The organism is Gottfriedia solisilvae, from assembly GCF_002128405.1.
Classification (GTDB): domain Bacteria; phylum Bacillota; class Bacilli; order Bacillales; family Bacillaceae_G; genus Gottfriedia; species Gottfriedia solisilvae.
This window is the reverse complement of record NZ_NETJ01000002.1, coordinates 136,280-151,246: the sequence shown is the minus strand read 5'-3', so window position 1 is coordinate 151,246 and position 14,967 is coordinate 136,280. Positions and strand designations below refer to the sequence as shown.

At 33.1% G+C, this 14,967-nt stretch carries 20 protein-coding genes; 5 read left to right on the top strand and 15 right to left on the bottom strand.

Annotated elements, in window-relative coordinates:
- Positions 1-42: 42 nt before the first annotated feature.
- The 3 genes from CAB05_RS05145 to CAB05_RS05135 all read right to left on the bottom strand — a co-directional run bounded on the left by CAB05_RS05145 (position 43) and on the right by CAB05_RS05135 (position 2,371).
- Positions 43-339: a hypothetical protein gene (locus CAB05_RS05145; RefSeq protein WP_087998769.1), complete on the bottom strand. Its 297-nt coding sequence runs from the start codon at positions 337-339 to the stop codon at positions 43-45.
- A gap of 138 nt (positions 340-477) precedes the next feature.
- Positions 478-669 carry a hypothetical protein gene (locus CAB05_RS05140; protein ID WP_087998768.1) on the bottom strand — a complete coding sequence of 64 codons (192 nt, stop codon included), beginning with the start codon at positions 667-669 and terminating at the stop codon, positions 478-480.
- A gap of 238 nt (positions 670-907) precedes the next feature.
- Entirely contained in the window at positions 908-2,371 is a 1,464-nt protein-coding gene (locus tag CAB05_RS05135; protein WP_235821370.1) for a flavin monoamine oxidase family protein, read from the bottom strand.
- A gap of 221 nt (positions 2,372-2,592) precedes the next feature.
- Here CAB05_RS05135 and CAB05_RS05130 point away from each other — a divergent pair, with 221 nt between their 5' ends.
- The gene (locus CAB05_RS05130; protein WP_087998767.1) at positions 2,593-3,132 is read left to right on the top strand and encodes a helicase; all 540 of its coding nucleotides are present in this window, start codon (positions 2,593-2,595) and stop codon (positions 3,130-3,132) included.
- A 78-nt stretch (positions 3,133-3,210) separates the two neighbouring features.
- Here the strand turns inward: CAB05_RS05130 and CAB05_RS05125 are convergent, their stop codons facing one another.
- Positions 3,211-3,567: a hypothetical protein gene (locus CAB05_RS05125; RefSeq protein ID WP_087998766.1), complete on the bottom strand. Its 357-nt coding sequence runs from the start codon at positions 3,565-3,567 to the stop codon at positions 3,211-3,213.
- 64 nt (positions 3,568-3,631) lie between these two features.
- Positions 3,632-3,811, bottom strand: a complete 180-nt coding sequence (locus CAB05_RS05120; protein ID WP_087998765.1) for a hypothetical protein — start codon at positions 3,809-3,811, stop codon at positions 3,632-3,634.
- Positions 3,812-3,885: 74 nt separating this feature from the next.
- Between CAB05_RS05120 and CAB05_RS22575 the strand changes: the two genes are divergently transcribed.
- Positions 3,886-4,020 (top strand): hypothetical protein, encoded by a 135-nt coding sequence (locus tag CAB05_RS22575; protein WP_268876377.1) that lies wholly within the window; start codon positions 3,886-3,888, stop codon positions 4,018-4,020.
- 85 nt (positions 4,021-4,105) lie between these two features.
- On the opposite strand, the gene CAB05_RS05115 is transcribed toward CAB05_RS22575, so the two are convergent.
- The gene (locus CAB05_RS05115; RefSeq protein ID WP_087998764.1) at positions 4,106-4,399 is read right to left on the bottom strand and encodes a hypothetical protein; all 294 of its coding nucleotides are present in this window, start codon (positions 4,397-4,399) and stop codon (positions 4,106-4,108) included.
- Positions 4,400-4,579: 180 nt separating this feature from the next.
- Here CAB05_RS05115 and CAB05_RS22285 point away from each other — a divergent pair, with 180 nt between their 5' ends.
- Positions 4,580-4,738 carry a hypothetical protein gene (locus tag CAB05_RS22285; protein ID WP_167374460.1) on the top strand — a complete coding sequence of 53 codons (159 nt, stop codon included), beginning with the start codon at positions 4,580-4,582 and terminating at the stop codon, positions 4,736-4,738.
- 31 nt (positions 4,739-4,769) lie between these two features.
- Here CAB05_RS22285 and CAB05_RS05110 read toward each other — a convergent pair whose 3' ends face one another.
- The 7 genes from CAB05_RS05110 to CAB05_RS05080 all read right to left on the bottom strand — a co-directional run bounded on the left by CAB05_RS05110 (position 4,770) and on the right by CAB05_RS05080 (position 9,073).
- Complete coding sequence (locus CAB05_RS05110; protein WP_087998763.1) at positions 4,770-5,393, bottom strand: class I SAM-dependent methyltransferase; 624 nt, start codon at positions 5,391-5,393, stop codon at positions 4,770-4,772.
- 203 nt (positions 5,394-5,596) lie between these two features.
- Entirely contained in the window at positions 5,597-5,968 is a 372-nt protein-coding gene (locus tag CAB05_RS05105) for a VOC family protein (RefSeq protein ID WP_087998762.1), read from the bottom strand.
- A gap of 242 nt (positions 5,969-6,210) precedes the next feature.
- The gene (locus CAB05_RS05100) at positions 6,211-7,197 is read right to left on the bottom strand and encodes a cation diffusion facilitator family transporter (protein WP_087998761.1); all 987 of its coding nucleotides are present in this window, start codon (positions 7,195-7,197) and stop codon (positions 6,211-6,213) included.
- Positions 7,198-7,361: 164 nt separating this feature from the next.
- Positions 7,362-7,847, bottom strand: a complete 486-nt coding sequence (locus CAB05_RS05095; protein ID WP_087998760.1) for a VanZ family protein — start codon at positions 7,845-7,847, stop codon at positions 7,362-7,364.
- Between the two features lie 150 nt (positions 7,848-7,997).
- Positions 7,998-8,225 carry a hypothetical protein gene (locus tag CAB05_RS05090; protein ID WP_087998759.1) on the bottom strand — a complete coding sequence of 76 codons (228 nt, stop codon included), beginning with the start codon at positions 8,223-8,225 and terminating at the stop codon, positions 7,998-8,000.
- Positions 8,225-8,545: a YbjQ family protein gene (locus CAB05_RS05085; RefSeq protein WP_087998758.1), complete on the bottom strand. Its 321-nt coding sequence runs from the start codon at positions 8,543-8,545 to the stop codon at positions 8,225-8,227. The genes CAB05_RS05090 and CAB05_RS05085 overlap by 1 nt, the downstream gene beginning before the upstream one ends.
- A gap of 138 nt (positions 8,546-8,683) precedes the next feature.
- Positions 8,684-9,073 (bottom strand): hypothetical protein, encoded by a 390-nt coding sequence (locus tag CAB05_RS05080; RefSeq protein WP_142283053.1) that lies wholly within the window; start codon positions 9,071-9,073, stop codon positions 8,684-8,686.
- A 427-nt stretch (positions 9,074-9,500) separates the two neighbouring features.
- Between CAB05_RS05080 and CAB05_RS05075 the strand changes: the two genes are divergently transcribed.
- A complete protein-coding gene (locus CAB05_RS05075; protein WP_087998756.1) occupies positions 9,501-10,397 on the top strand; it encodes a PhzF family phenazine biosynthesis protein in 897 nt (298 codons plus the stop codon).
- 35 nt (positions 10,398-10,432) lie between these two features.
- Here CAB05_RS05075 and CAB05_RS05070 read toward each other — a convergent pair whose 3' ends face one another.
- Positions 10,433-11,305: a LysR family transcriptional regulator gene (locus tag CAB05_RS05070; protein ID WP_087998755.1), complete on the bottom strand. Its 873-nt coding sequence runs from the start codon at positions 11,303-11,305 to the stop codon at positions 10,433-10,435.
- 134 nt (positions 11,306-11,439) lie between these two features.
- Complete coding sequence (locus CAB05_RS05065; RefSeq protein ID WP_087998754.1) at positions 11,440-13,092, bottom strand: FAD-binding dehydrogenase; 1,653 nt, start codon at positions 13,090-13,092, stop codon at positions 11,440-11,442.
- 293 nt (positions 13,093-13,385) lie between these two features.
- Here CAB05_RS05065 and CAB05_RS05060 point away from each other — a divergent pair, with 293 nt between their 5' ends.
- A complete protein-coding gene (locus CAB05_RS05060; protein WP_087998753.1) occupies positions 13,386-14,843 on the top strand; it encodes a S8 family serine peptidase in 1,458 nt (485 codons plus the stop codon).
- Positions 14,844-14,967: the final 124 nt, after the last annotated feature.

Sequence of the window (14,967 nt, the reverse complement as noted above, 5' to 3'; positions counted from 1 at the left end):
AAATAGGACTAACGCATGTGTTAGTTTAATATGGATTAAATATTAAAATTTATCTATTATGTTCATTATCTTCTTTAATAAGTCTATTGAATCGAATATGTTGTTCTCTATTTCTAAACTATGATTAGCTCCTTCAATTAAATTTAGATTTAATATATTATTACCTTTTAAGACTTCAAACCTCTTTTTGTTATACCACTGATCACAGTCACCAATGATACAAAGTCCTTTTTGATGTGCATTTTTTAATGCATGATAAACATCGTCTCTTTGTAATAATGGAGTTAACCAATATGCTTCTGCAGAATGAAATTTAGGATTATCTAAAAGATAAGTCATTGCAATAGTTCCAATCGATTTAGCTATAATTTTAAAATGTTCGTATTTATATTCAGAGATGATTGATTCAATTACAGATAGAACATCATTTGTAAAATCAACTTCATTTAATGCAGATAATTCCTCTTGAAAATACCTTTAGTTCACATGCAGAACATCAATATCCTTTTTTATCAAAATCTGTATAGTATAACGAAGCAATGGAGACTCCGTTGTATACCCAGTGCCAGGTAAAATAATGGCTAAACAATTTGATTTTTCATCATGTTTATAAAAAGTATATGGAATGTTCTTATTACTCGATGTAATAAGATCGCCACTAATCTTCAATTAACTTTCCTCCTGAATAGTTTAAAATATATAATTCCATATCATCAAACATTATCCTTTTTTGAACCCTTCTTAAAAAAATCATTAGTAAATCAAAAAAAGAATCTCTTATCTAAGAAGATTCTTTCGATGTGTAATATATTGATACCTTTAGAAACGTTGAAAAAAGTTTATTAACTAACGCATTCTTACTTGAACAAGAAATTCTTCTATTTCAATAATTTACTTAAATTTAAGATTATCTATTATTAACTTCATAAGCTGTTCTAATACCAGCTTCAATCGCACCTTGTATCCAACCGGGAGTAGTAGATGAGTGTGATCCTGCGAAATGAATTCTACCTTCCGGTATACCTATATATTGACCTAATTCTTTTAATTGGTCAGGTTTAAACATCACAAATGCCCCTCCGAAATAAGGAAATTCCGACCAATTATGTGAGAATCCTATTAAAAACTCCGAAAATACTTGATTACCAAATATATAAGAAAGATCATTCAAAGCAATTTTTATTCGCTCATGTTGTGTCATATTATCCCAGATGCTTGAATCGTCTTCCCATGTGTAGCTAGCTAGCATAATTCCTGTACTGTTCGTTCCACCGGCACTATGACTAGGAAAATATGCAAATTTGATTGGAAGATCAGTAGTTAATTTCCCACCAAATATCCCATATTTTTCCCAAAACCTTGTTTTAAATTGTAGACCTATTTTGGTTGAATTAGCATAATGTATCTTTCTAATTACTTTTCTCTTTTCATATGATACGGATTCAAAGGGAAGTAAATCTACAAAATTCAGCAATGTATATGGAATTGTAGAAATAACAAAATCGCTAGTCAGTTGATGCTCGGTATTTAATATTTGATTTTCCGTATATATTGTTACGTTTGTTTCTTGTTGTATGATTTTTTTAACTCTTTGATTCGAAATAATATCATCTTTAAGCTGTGGTAAAAATCCATTAATAAGATGGTCTGTTCCCCCTGTAATTTCATAAAATTTAAGGTCCTTTGTTAAGAGTACCAAAACTTCTCTTAATATGGCAGTAAATGCAAGTTCACTAAATCCTTCTAATCCAACCATCGTTTCAATCATATCGATTGCTTCTGGTGATAAGGATACACTAACAGGGTTATATTTTAAGAAGTTAGCCATTGAATAATGATCATACAAATTTATAACTATTTCCCAATTTTTATCAGGATCTTGATTAATAAAATCAATTACAGGTCCAATTGCTAATAATAGTAATTCAGTTGCAGTTTTCCCTTGTTCACTTGGGTAAACTTTAAAGTTTAGTTGATCTGGATTTGCTTTATAATTGGTTTGATTTGTTAATACATTATTAATAAAAATTAAATCATTTGGTGTACTATTAATAAATTCATTCACTTGAAGATTGAATTTTTTTATATACTCTAAAACTAGATGATGAATTGAAGGTATACGCATTGCACCTAGATCTATATATTGATTATTAATAAAAGGTTCCCTTTTTGTGTAAATTCTTCCACCAATTCTGTTATTAGCTTCTATAATCGTAACTCGATGTCCAGCTTCTTTTAATAGTGAAGCTGCAACTAAACCGGATATACCTGCACCTATAACGGTTACATCCTTCGGTGAATTTGTTTTTTGTAATCCATTATGAATAATGTGAATCATTTGCTCCATAGAAAGCAGTAATTTTTGAATCATAAATATCACCTCAACTGCAATATATAAATATCCATTACATATTATTCATTTACAAGTTAAAGTAGAATTTCAAAAAATTTATTCTTCTGATAAAAAACTTATATAACTAACCTGACATTTAGTCGAACAAGGAAATCTATAAGATTTTCTAGAATATTAAAAGTCAGTCCATTAAATCGTTTTGTGAGACTTTATACAAAAGTTGATAGGAGTGAATTCGAATGAGTATTGAAAATCAGAAAATATATCCAAAATGTCAGACTATTACCAGGTCAGTAGAGGTTGGCGGACTTACGAAATCACAGCTTATTATGAAATTACAGGAAAATTCTATCTTGTTGAATGAGTATGGAGAACTGTTATTAGCTAATGAAAAATTTACGACTTCTGATACAAAGTACAGCCTTGAAACCGTAGAACTAACCGTTAGCAACCTCGGCTTTTTTTTTGGTGCTACGACTGCTCAGATTTTTAAAAGAGCTAGTGAACTCGGTTTGGGATTGTGTCCACCTGAGCTTGGACCGTACTTAAGACTCGAATATCTTGATCAGCCAGAAGGTAATTTTGGAAGTTCTATGCAGCATCAAGCTCCATCAGGTTCGATTACAATAGCTTCCGAAGTACTTACTGAAGATGAGGATTTTCCGAAAGGCTTTTATCTTAGACGAATAAACGGTGAATTGTGGCTCCGCGGTTACCGCGCTGATCATCTACATGTTTGGAATCCTGGTGATCATTTTATCTTTTGTCAAACAAACTGAAGTGATGATTTATTAGAGCAAAACTACTTTTACTAAAATAAGAAAAAGACTGCCAATGTGTTGCAGTCCGCGAGAAGATTATACTTGTCTGCTAAATGAAATACTGAGATTCTTTAATGTATATACCCTAGCTGTAAAAATATATAGTTCATTATAGTTCCGTTCTATGTACTCACTAATAATATTTATCCCTTTTACAAAATTGTCTACTAATAAATAAGTGTATTTTTCATCCCAAGTAAATCGATTAATTCTGATCAGTTCATCTGCTAGTACTTGAAACCTAAACTCCTCGATTAGTAGTTTTATTTGATATATTTTATCTGTATTTTTAATAAAGTTGTTTTTACTAGTTTCATGACTTTTATGAATAAATTTTATAAAGCCATTTATACTGTCAGCTAACATATTTGCTTTTTGCATCTCAAATTTCATTTCCCCATCCCCTAAAGTAGAAAAATAATACAGTATTAAGAATATTGTATGTTTTGAGACGCTATCATAATACAAACAATTCAATTAATCTTGTATTTTGTTGCTTAGAATCATTGATGGTTTTTTCATTCATTTGGTAGTTTTTCAAGAAATTACATTCCTTTTCAATACCTTTTGCAAAGTACGGATGACGAAAGAATAAAGCACATAATACTACTAGACAAAGGAAAATTATTATAATCATTATAATTTTCCCCAATACTTTTACTAGAAAAATATGGTATATATACCCCGATATGATCTCCTCCATTTGCAAAAGTGACCGTAGCCAACTTTAAAGCATCAGGATTTACGACTTTCTTTAACCAAGCAAAACGATTGTTTGAAACAACTGCATCATCATCTTTATCGTCTAATTTTAGTTCACCATCTGTTGCACGAAGTCTTTACTAATTTTCTATAAAAATTACTTCACCGCTATTTTGTACAATAAAAAAATAGACTACCAGTGTAGACTATTCTTCTTCAACAATATGTATTAAAATTTATCAATTGAATTTGATTCACTTTTAGAGCGAAAATAAATTGCAAAGGAAATAATTAATATCGATACTAATCCAACTGCTCCATATATAAATCCAGCTAATGTTACAGCCATTCCTTCAAAGCCTCCGATCGTGCCAAATCCTAAAAAAAACATTATTGTACCAATAACTAATAATGAAAATGAGATAAATAAAGCAATTATTTTTTTATTTTTAGTAAGTGCCAGAAGAAATACTACCATTAAGACTACTATAATAACAAATTGATGATCCGTTAGAGTATACAAGTGCATTTTCCTCCCTTGGTAGATGGTTCCATTTGCATAAAATATATTAAGTAAGCTTAAATTATTTGCCAATTTTTAAAAAATTATTTTAGTTAATACTATTTTTGCTCTTTCCTCGGGATATACTTAGCTATTTTGTAAATAATATGATTGTACTTAATAAAATTAAGGAGGGCTTTTATGCCACAGAATCAAAAAGGGAAAGCAAATTTGGGTTCTAATACGACATCAAATGTTGCTGGAACTGATCCTCAAAAAGTAAAACAAGAAATTCAAAATGACGTTAGCCACGGACAAGGAGCAATGACTTCTCGAGAGGCAGGAGCAATGCGCGATTAAAAAACCACTTTTTGTGGTTTTTTCTTTTTCATTACTTTTGACATTTTACCATCATAAATTTAAAAGGAGGTTTATTTTCCATATTCTTATGAGGCTCTACAATTTCCGAAGACTCTATTAGTCCATAATTTCCAAATTCTTTTTTAATCGAGTCAATATCATAGAAAAACATTTTGACCCCTTCCATAATCTCGAAATAGTCTTCATCTAGTTTCTTGCCCTTTCCAAACATTGGGGCATCTTTTGAAATTGTCGTAATAATCATATATCCGTCTGGCTTTAACTGATTATAGCAATCTTTAATAAACTTTTCTCTCTCACTTTTATTCAATAAGTGAATTAGTGCATAACAAAATATACCATCATAAAGCTTGTCTTCAAAAGGCATATCAGTTACTGAACCATGAAAAATATTAATATCAAGCCCATTATCTCTAGCTAGAGCAATCGCTGTTTTTGAAATCTCAATTCCTGTAACATCTATTCCGTTATCTATAAAAACCTTAGCGTTTCTACCATATCCAAAACCAGGTACTAATATATCCTTAACATTCTTCTCAAGGAAGAAGTCCTTCGTCAAAATTGCTGAGTCTGAAGGTTCAAATCCCCACATCATTTGATTTTCTATAAAACTTTCTTCCCAGAATTCTGTCATTCTTTATCTCCTTTTTACCTTAAGTATACATTCTCTACTTCGAATTTAATTCCAATTTTGTATTAGATTATACCAAATCATTCTACTATTAGCTCTTATATTACCTTTTCTAATTAAATTACTGCTTATAGTTAAATAGGAGCCGATTTTTCTCGGCCCCCACGTTCATTAACTTGGAAATTTAATTTAAATCAATCCACTAATTACCTATGTTGATCTACAAGAATCGGATTACCATCTGGATCTTCAATTATGAAACTTGCGGGTCCTTCACTTGATTCATCTGCTTCCGATTGAAATTTAATTCCTGTTGCTTTCAGCTGCTTTTGAAGGTCTCGAATGTCAGTAAACGAATCAAGATTTTTTCCATTTTCATTCCATCCTGGATTAAACGTAAGAATGTTCTTCTCAAACATTCCTTGGAATAAACCAATTATGCAATTATCATTTTTCATAATGAGCCAATTTTGGGTTATATCTCCACCCAAGACTTGAAATCCTAGATTTTCGTAGAATGATTTTGATTTGTTAATGTCTTTAACAGTTAAACTGACAGAAAATGCCCCTAGTTTCATATTTCCTCCTAATAAACAATTAATAATATTGAAAGTCTAGCAACTCCTAAAACACTTTCGTACTAAATACTTATATTAATCAAGAAATAATTCTCTTTAATAGCATGAAATAACTTTTTATTCAAAGATCGCTAAAATAGGTTAACCAATGCGAACTGGTTATTTATGTAACAAATGCAAATGAATTAAAAATGAATTTCTCTAATTCCATTAACTATTAATATTAAAAAGGCTATCAAAGTCTACTTTTTTTCAACTAACTCTGGCTCATTTTTTTCTTCAGACCAATTCTGAATTCCATCGTCCTCATCCAATTCGATGATTACATCCGTTACGCCTTTTTCATTCATAATTTTCTCTTCTAATCGATCTTTTATATCATCAGCCTCAGCAACTGTTAAATTAGGATCAAGTTCTATTTCCAATTCAACATGTAGATCTTCGCCTTCTTTTAAAACTGTAAGAGCCTGAATATCCTTTACATCAGGATCATTCATTACCATCTCACCAATTTTGATTTCCATTTCTTCGTCAGCTTCTCCGATGACCCCGGCAGCATTATCAAGAAAAACTTTCCCCACAACAATAAACATCAAAATACCTATGATGACAGAAGCAATTCCTTCAGCTTCATGAAATGGTGAATAATGAGCAACAATTACTGCTATCATGGCTAATAATCCCCCAAGAGTAGCAACTGCATCCTCTAAGAAAACTAATCTTGTAGCCGGTTTTGCTTTTCCCAAATTGGAAATTGCTTGTGTTACAACTCCAAAACCACTTGAATTTATTCCCAGTTCATGGCTGATTTCCTTCATTGCTTTATAAAGTACAAATGATTCAAGCAATACGGAAATTCCTAAAATAACTAGACTTATAATAAACCCTGACGGGTGAGTAGGTTTTATTATATGATGAATCCCTTCAACGATTGTTTCATACGCCATAATCCCTACTATTAAGACAGCACCCAGCAAAACTAAATTAACAAGTCTACCAAATCCATTTGGAAACCGATCCGTTGGTGACTTTTTACTTAAAGCAGAACCAGTAAATACAAAAAGCTGATTGGCAGTATCGGCAGCACTATGCATCATCTCAGCAAATAAAGCTACACTCCCTGTCAGCGCAAACCCAATCCCTTTTAAAATGGCTATTATTGTATTAACAATAGCTGCCAATAAAGCAGATTTATTCCCTTTTTTTAATAATAGTAGAAACTCCTTCATACATTATCCTCTTTTCGATTATTTTTTATGTTATTTATTGTTACTTTTATCTCAATGATTAAAATGTATTATTTTATTTACTATTTACTTTTTTAACTATCTTTTCCATAAAAATAATAAAAATAAGCAGCTATAGGCTGCTATCAAATCAATTAGATTTTCTTCTACTTAAATGAAACCTCATTTTCCTGTTTATGCTTTCTTGAATTTATGATATGAACAAGTTTAATTGGTAAATACCCCAATGCCCCTCCAAAAGTATTCAATATTAAGTCATCAATATCAAAACTCCCTAAATTACATATAAATTGAAAAGCTTCATATGTGAAACTAAAACTAAAAACTGCGATTAGAAGCATTTTAAAATTCATAAACTTTTTTAACAAGAAAGGGAGTATTAAACCAAAAGGAATAAAGCCAATGATATTTCCTCCTAAGTTCATTATCCGAATATTTAAGTTTATATCTGCTATAAACAAATAATATATTATCGTTTTAAATGGAATAAAATTATAAGCATGCCAACTCTCATCCTTAAAATGGCTGAAAACTTCTGATGGAACACCGTATTTAAATAAGATCTGATTTGTAATTACTATTAGATAAATACAAAATACTAAAGTTAAGACAATTTTCACAAAATATTTCAATGCATTACGACTCCTAATAGATTAATCATTTATCTAATATAACATAATTTTCCAGTTAATATTGAACTATTATACGAGTTTTCAAACAAAAAAGACTGCAAAAGCAGTCCATAGTTTGTTTTCGATATTCTAATTTCCCTGCACCTTCAATTATTTCTCTTTTTTATAAAAACGTTCACCTGTATCAGGATTATAATATACTCTTGTTTTTTCGCCCGATACAGGGTCGATGTTTATTTCTTCTGTCGATTGGAATCCGTCTGGAATTTTTGACCCATGATTATGTTTAAACCGTTTGTCATAGATAAAATATCCAAGCAATATGCAAATGACAATGATGAGAACTTGTAAGACATAATAGCCTATGACCAATTCCATTATAATTTCTCCACAACGACAGCTGTTCCATATGCTACAATTTCACTCATGTTTGTACCAATTTCTCCAGAGTCATATCGCATCATGATAATTGCATTTGCGCCCATTTCATTCGCATTTTTAATCATACGATCCAAGGCTTCTTTTCTCGAGTCTTCTAGCATAGCAGTATATTGTTTGATTTCTCCTCCTACTAGCGATTTTAGCCCTGCCATAATATCCCCACCGAGACCTCTACTTCTAACAATTAGACCAAAGGCAGGTCCTTTTACCTCAAAAACTTTATAGCCTTCAATTTTTTCTGTGGTCACTACCAACATATTAATCTCCTCCTTTTTTAGCATTGATAAACCTAAAGCCTCGTCCTTTACCCAAGTGTTATTTTTTATATTAAATTTAAAATATATACCTTATTTGGTAGCTTAAAAATAAGTGACTTAGCCGAGTAAGAAACAATTTTATAGGTTTTCTATTTTTAATATTTCCTTAAGTTTCTGTGCATCTACATCTTCAAATTTGCCATACTTATGATTAAGAATATCTACTAGAATTACCTGACTGTCCTCAATCCACACTTTATAATTATTTATTAATTCCGACTGGCCCTCTTTTTCGTGCTTTATAGTATAGTCCGCATCACGATCTGGCCATTTATCATCAGGTAGATTGGCATCATTCAATAATTTTTTTAATCTATTAAACTCATCCTCATTGTTAATTTCTTTTGTAGTTACATTACTTTGAGTTTCATCGAATATCCTGAAACTTTCTTTATTTTGATTTATTGAACAAGCCGATAAGGAAACGATTATAGATAGGACAATGATCGCTTTAATGAATTTAGTCATATACTGCACCCTTTCTATCTTAAAGAAATAAACACATCCTCTATTACAATTCTTCATGTCAATTTATTTCTCCTTGTTAATTAAGCCATTAACATAAATAAGAAAAGAATGCTGAAGCAGTCCCATGTACAAGATCAGTCAAAATAACAAGTATCATTTATTAAGTCATTTTAAATGTCTACTATTTTGTATTCATATTCCATAAGAGTCACCACGAATAAATTATACAATTTATTCATAAAAGATGTTTAGTTCATATTCAAATAATTAGCAGTAGGCATTATAAAAAGATTGCTATGTAATGCACTACCCCATTCCCTCAATAAATCAGTTTTTCTAATCTAATACATAAGAAAGATTCATTTTACTAATAGTACCTCGAGTCATATGATAGAACTATCAAAGGAGTTTGAAAGGGGATATTCAAATGAAGGAAATTCGTGTTTATCATGTGGATGCTTTTACATCAGAGAAGTTTGGTGGGAATACTGCTGGGGTGATTTTAGACGCTGAAAAACTTTCAGCGTCTGAGATGCAAAATATTGCGAAAGAATTAAATTTACCCGAATCTGTATTTTTATTACCATCAACGGATGTAGCTGCTGATTATAAAGTGAGATATTTTACACCTGCCGAGGAAATTAACTTTTGTGGTCATGCTACGGTAGGGTTAACTTGGTTACTTGCAACTGAAATGGGTTTAGCAGATGAAAAAGATGGTATCGTTCTAGAAACAAATGTCGGACATATCCCTGTTATTTGGCATAAAGAAAATGGAAAAATAAAGACTGTTGAAATGACCCAAGTTGCGCCTAAAGCAGAAGGATTTGAGATACAACTTGATACGCTTAGTTCTCTAATAGGAGTGAAAGAAGACAGTATTGACCAAAACCTCCCGATTAAATTAGCAAGTACAGGTAATTGGCATTTGCTTGTTCCAATGAAAAATAAAGAGGATATTGATGCTGCAGTTCCAGATTTATCTTCACTAGCCAAACATAATAAAGAACATCAGATCAGCACAACTCATCTTTATACTTTTAATACAAATGATGAATATGATTTGTATACGAGGGATTTCGCACCAGGTATAGGAATTAATGAGGACCCTGTAACTGGAGCAGCAAATGGTGCGCTTGCAGGCTTTCTCTTTTTAGAAGGAATTATTTCAAAAAATGAAACAACACACTTGAAGATTGCACAGGGAAATGCGATTGGCAGACCAGGAACTTTATACATTACAGTTATCCCTGAGAATGATACTGCAAAGATTAAAGTCGCAGGTGAAGCAACAATTACAATTAGAGGCATTTTAACGCTATAAAAAAGCAGCTTGAATTGAATCCTCTTTTTGGATTTTCAATTCAAGCTGTTACATTTTTCTTTTACAATTTCTATAAATTTCTTAACAGATGGTGAGGCTTGCTTCATTGATTTTATCGCTAACCCAATTTCACGATACACTTCTTGTTCGAGTGGAATCACTTTTGTATTTGAGAAATGCTTTGGTAATACCAACTCTGGTAGGATCGTCAATCCTATTTCTTCTTCAACCATTGAGATAATTGTTTGGTTATCTTCAATTTCAAATACAATATTCGGCTCGATGTTATGCTTTTTAAATAATCCCTTTACTAAAATCTCGCAGCCTGATTTAGGCATAATAAATGATTCATTTTGTAATGAAGTTACGTTCAATTTTTCTAATGTACTTAAATGGTGATGTTTATGAAGAAAAACATATAATCGATCTTTTCGTAGAGATATCGTTTCAAAATCATGAATTGGTAAAGGTAAAAAACCAAGATCTATTGTTCCTTGTGTCAGCCATTTTCTTATATTTCCGTAATCACCTTCGAACAGTTCGATTTTGATACCTGTGTATATTTTTTGAAAATCTTTGATGATACCCGGAAGAAACTTCGACGAAAAACTTGGGAAGCTACCTATTTTAATGGTTCCTACTTCAATACCTTGAATGAATGCTGCTTCTTGTTCTAATCGTTTTGCAGTTTGAATGATTTGACGAATATAAGGAATCAATCTTTCACCTGCATCTGATAAAGATATGCCATTACGATTACGATGAAGAAGTACAACGCCTAATTCTGTTTCGAGTGTCAAAATGTTATGACTCACACCTGATTGAGTTAGGCCCAATTTTTCACCTGCCTTCGTAAAACTCCCAGTTTCAACAACTTCTAAAAATACTTCATATTGAAAAGTACTCAAAATTCATCCCCCTTTCGCTTTCCACAATTGTAAACTTATTGAATATCGCATTGCTCCTTAATCCTTATCATTATATTACTCAACATAGAAAAATGGAGAACGAATTGCTCGCCTCCACTTCAACTTACAACAAATTATTTTCTTCCAATCGCACGACCAGCCTGTCTGCCAGAGAACAAACAACCACCAAGAAAAGTTCCTTCCATTGATCGGTAACCATGTACGCCACCGCCACCAAATCCTGAAACTTCACCTGCAGCATATAATCCAGGAATCACATTACCTGATTCATTAAGCACGCTACCGTCAAGATTCGTTTGAAGGCCACCTAAAGTTTTACGACTAACTATATTAAGCCTCACCGCAATTAGAGGTCCATTACTTGGATCTAAAATTTTATGAGGTGGCGCTACTCGAATTAATTTATCACCTATATAATTTCGAGCTCCTCTTAAGGCCGTGATTTGTAAATCCTTTGTAAATTTATTTTCAATCTCACGATCACGCGCTTTTAACTGACGCTCAATTTCTTCATATTGTATGTAATTTTCACCAGTTAATTGATTCATTCCCTTCACTAGCTCTTCTAGCGTATCAGAAATAACAAAGTCTTCACCTTTTTCCATGAAGGCTTTTACAGGTCCAGGAATTCCAGCTGTTGCTCTTCCGATTACTTGTTTAATGCTTTTTCCTGTTAAATCAGGATTTTGTTCAGAACCAGATAGGGCAAATTCTTTTTGGATGATTTTTTTTGTTAAAATGAACCAAGAATAATCAAAACCCGTTTTTTGAATTGTTTCTAGTGTACCTAGAGTGTCAAAGCCAGGAAAATTCGGTGCTGGTAATCTTTGACCACGCGCATCTAACCAGATTGATGAAGGTCCAGGTAGAATACGAATGCCATGGTTAGACCAGACTGGGTTCCAGTTTTTTAGGCCTTCCGTATAATGCCACATCCGATCTCGATTGACGATTCGCCCGCCAGCTTTTTCAGTAATTGCTAACATCCTTCCATCAACATGTGCAGGAACACCGGAAATCATTCTTTTAGGTGCTTGCCCCAATCTACTAGGCCAATTTTGGCGAATCAAATCAAAGTTTGCGCCAATACCACCACTTGAAACTAATACTGATTCTGCTTCAAAAGTAAATTCCTCAACCTCAACACGTGAACTATCTTCCCCACGTTTTGCACTACTTTCTTCAAGAATTGCACCGCTCACACCAACAACTGCACCATCTTGAGTTAGTAACTGATCTATTCGATGTCGCGGACGATAATCTACTAAACCATTTTTCATGTGCTCTCTTACTCTTTTTTCAAATGGAGCGACCACACCCGGACCTGTTCCCCAAACTACATGAAATCGTGGAACCGAATTCCCATGACCTTCAGCAAGATAACCACCACGTTCAGCCCATCCAACGACTGGAAAAAATCGAACGCCCATATTATATAGCCACGATCTTTTTTCTCCTGCTGCAAAATCGACATATGCCTCTGCCCATTTCTTACCCCAATAATCCTCATCTTCTTCACGGTCAAATCCAGCTGTTCCAAGCCAATCTTGCCACGCTAGTTCCTTAGAATCCTTAATACCAAGTCTTCTTTGTTCCGGCGTATCTACTAAAAATAAACCACCAAAAGACCACCAAGCCTGTCCACCTAATGAAGCTTCAGGTTCTTGATCTAATAGCAACACTTTCTTCCCTGCATCAGCAATTTCGGCTGTTGCTACTAAACCTGCTAAACCAGCACCTACAACGATCGCATCGTATTTTTGCATTTCTAACACCTCACAATTACTTAATTAAAAAAGAATATCATTTTATGTATAGAGTTATTTAGAATTCTTAATTTTCAGTCATTTATAATGATACCTTACATTTTATAGCGCTACAAGTTGAATTCATTATTCATAATGCTCAATGTCCCTAATATTAAATAATTTCGTATGAAAATTTTTGTCAGTTTTTTTACCAAAATCTCTAACTTATTTCGACAAACATACTTAAGAGCTTGTATTAAAATCTAGTCATACGTGAATCACGTTAATATTCGTAATAAAGGGGAATGTAAATGAGAAAAAAATTAGCTTTTTTATCAATTTGTTCTGCTTTATCTTTTTCTTTACTTGTTGGAACACAAACAACTAAGGTTAAGGCGGCACCTGAACAGGTACATTACGTATTAGCTTATAAAGGAAATCTACCTAGTAATTTCTCTGATACAATTTCAAAAGCGGGGGGAACTGTTGAACGGATTATAGAAGAAATTGGAATCGTTGAGGTTGCTTCAACTGATTCTGCCTTCCTTACAAATATTAAAAATGATACAAATATCACTACAGCAGGTAAAGAGCTTGAAGCATACTTAGAAAAAGATCCTGATGATTCCCTTAATTTTACCCCTGGTACGCCAGATGGTGGCAAGGTTACATTAGATGCAAATGCTACAAGTTATTGGGATAAACAATGGGACATGCAGCGTTTAACACATGATGGTGATTCATACAAATTAAATGCAGGAAATCATGACACAGTTGTTGCAGTAATTGATACTGGAATTGACTTTGGTCACCCAGATTTAAAGGCTAACGCTGACCTTGCAGGTTCAAAAACATTTGTACCTGGTACAACAAATGCATGGGACCAAAATGGTCACGGGACACATGTTGCTGGTTCAATTGCCGCAAATGGTGTAGTTAAAGGCGTAGGACCAAATTTAACAGTTCGTGCTTATCGTGTATTTGGAGCAACTGGTGGAGCTCAACAATCTTGGATTACGGATGCGATTGTTTCAGCAGCAAACGATGGTGTTGAAGTAATTAACATGTCAATTGGTGGCTGGCGTTGGATGGCTCATAACTTAGATGAGAAAGGTGATTCTGCTTCAATGGTTGCCTATCACCGTGCGATCCAATACGCAATTAAAAAAGGAGTTACTGTAGTTGTATCCGCTGGAAATGACTCAAAAGACTTTAACAATTTACATGATATGCAAGCTTACTGGAAAGCAACATACGGTTTAGATATTAAAGGGCCATCTCGTGTAGTTCCTGCACAGATTCCAGGTGTGATTACTGTTTCTTCTTCTAATGAATGGTCAACAAACAGCATCGCTTTCTATTCTAACTATGGAAGTGCAATTGACGTTGCAGCTCCAGGTGGAGATAATGGACCATTATATGATAGTCTGTATCGTCAAAACCCTGCTGGAAACTATTTAAATAAACGTGACTTTACCTACCGTACTTTGTCTACATATCCTTCATATCCTGTAGGTGGTGGAAATGCAACTACTCAATTTAGCGATGGTAAATGGCATGGATATTCATATTTACATGGAACTTCTATGGCAGCACCAAAAGTTGCTGGTATTGCCGGGGTGATTAAAGCCGCTCATCCTGAATATTCACCTTCTCAAGTAGCAGCTGCAATCAGACAAAGTGCTGCTGATTATGGAAAATCCGGTTCAGATGCACTTTATGGATCTGGTGAAGCTAATATTTATAATTTCTTATCAAATGACAAATAAGCTCAAGCCGCTGAGTCCTTTCTCAGCGGTTTTTTTCATTTCAGTCGATGACCTACTAAAAAAGAACATTACATAATCGATTTGCCAACCCTAGTCAATAGTAGTATAAAGAATAAAATAGTAT

Coding starts and splice junctions, on each gene's coding strand:
- CAB05_RS05060 (WP_087998753.1), top strand. CDS start 13,386: ATGAGAAAAAAATTAGCTTTTTTATCAATTTGTTCTGCTTTATCTTTT.
- CAB05_RS05135 (WP_235821370.1), bottom strand. CDS start 2,371: ATGATTCAAAAATTACTGCTTTCTATGGAGCAAATGATTCACATTATT.
- CAB05_RS05080 (WP_142283053.1), bottom strand. CDS start 9,073: ATGACTAAATTCATTAAAGCGATCATTGTCCTATCTATAATCGTTTCC.
- CAB05_RS05105 (WP_087998762.1), bottom strand. CDS start 5,968: ATGAAACTAGGGGCATTTTCTGTCAGTTTAACTGTTAAAGACATTAAC.
- CAB05_RS05065 (WP_087998754.1), bottom strand. CDS start 13,092: ATGCAAAAATACGATGCGATCGTTGTAGGTGCTGGTTTAGCAGGTTTA.
- CAB05_RS05125 (WP_087998766.1), bottom strand. CDS start 3,567: ATGAAATTTGAGATGCAAAAAGCAAATATGTTAGCTGACAGTATAAAT.
- CAB05_RS05130 (WP_087998767.1), top strand. CDS start 2,593: ATGAGTATTGAAAATCAGAAAATATATCCAAAATGTCAGACTATTACC.
- CAB05_RS05085 (WP_087998758.1), bottom strand. CDS start 8,545: ATGTTGGTAGTGACCACAGAAAAAATTGAAGGCTATAAAGTTTTTGAG.
- CAB05_RS05075 (WP_087998756.1), top strand. CDS start 9,501: ATGAAGGAAATTCGTGTTTATCATGTGGATGCTTTTACATCAGAGAAG.
- CAB05_RS05110 (WP_087998763.1), bottom strand. CDS start 5,393: ATGACAGAATTCTGGGAAGAAAGTTTTATAGAAAATCAAATGATGTGG.
- CAB05_RS05100 (WP_087998761.1), bottom strand. CDS start 7,197: ATGAAGGAGTTTCTACTATTATTAAAAAAAGGGAATAAATCTGCTTTA.
- CAB05_RS05090 (WP_087998759.1), bottom strand. CDS start 8,225: ATGGAATTGGTCATAGGCTATTATGTCTTACAAGTTCTCATCATTGTC.
- CAB05_RS05145 (WP_087998769.1), bottom strand. CDS start 339: ATGACTTATCTTTTAGATAATCCTAAATTTCATTCTGCAGAAGCATAT.
- CAB05_RS05120 (WP_087998765.1), bottom strand. CDS start 3,811: ATGATTATAATAATTTTCCTTTGTCTAGTAGTATTATGTGCTTTATTC.
- CAB05_RS22285 (WP_167374460.1), top strand. CDS start 4,580: ATGCCACAGAATCAAAAAGGGAAAGCAAATTTGGGTTCTAATACGACA.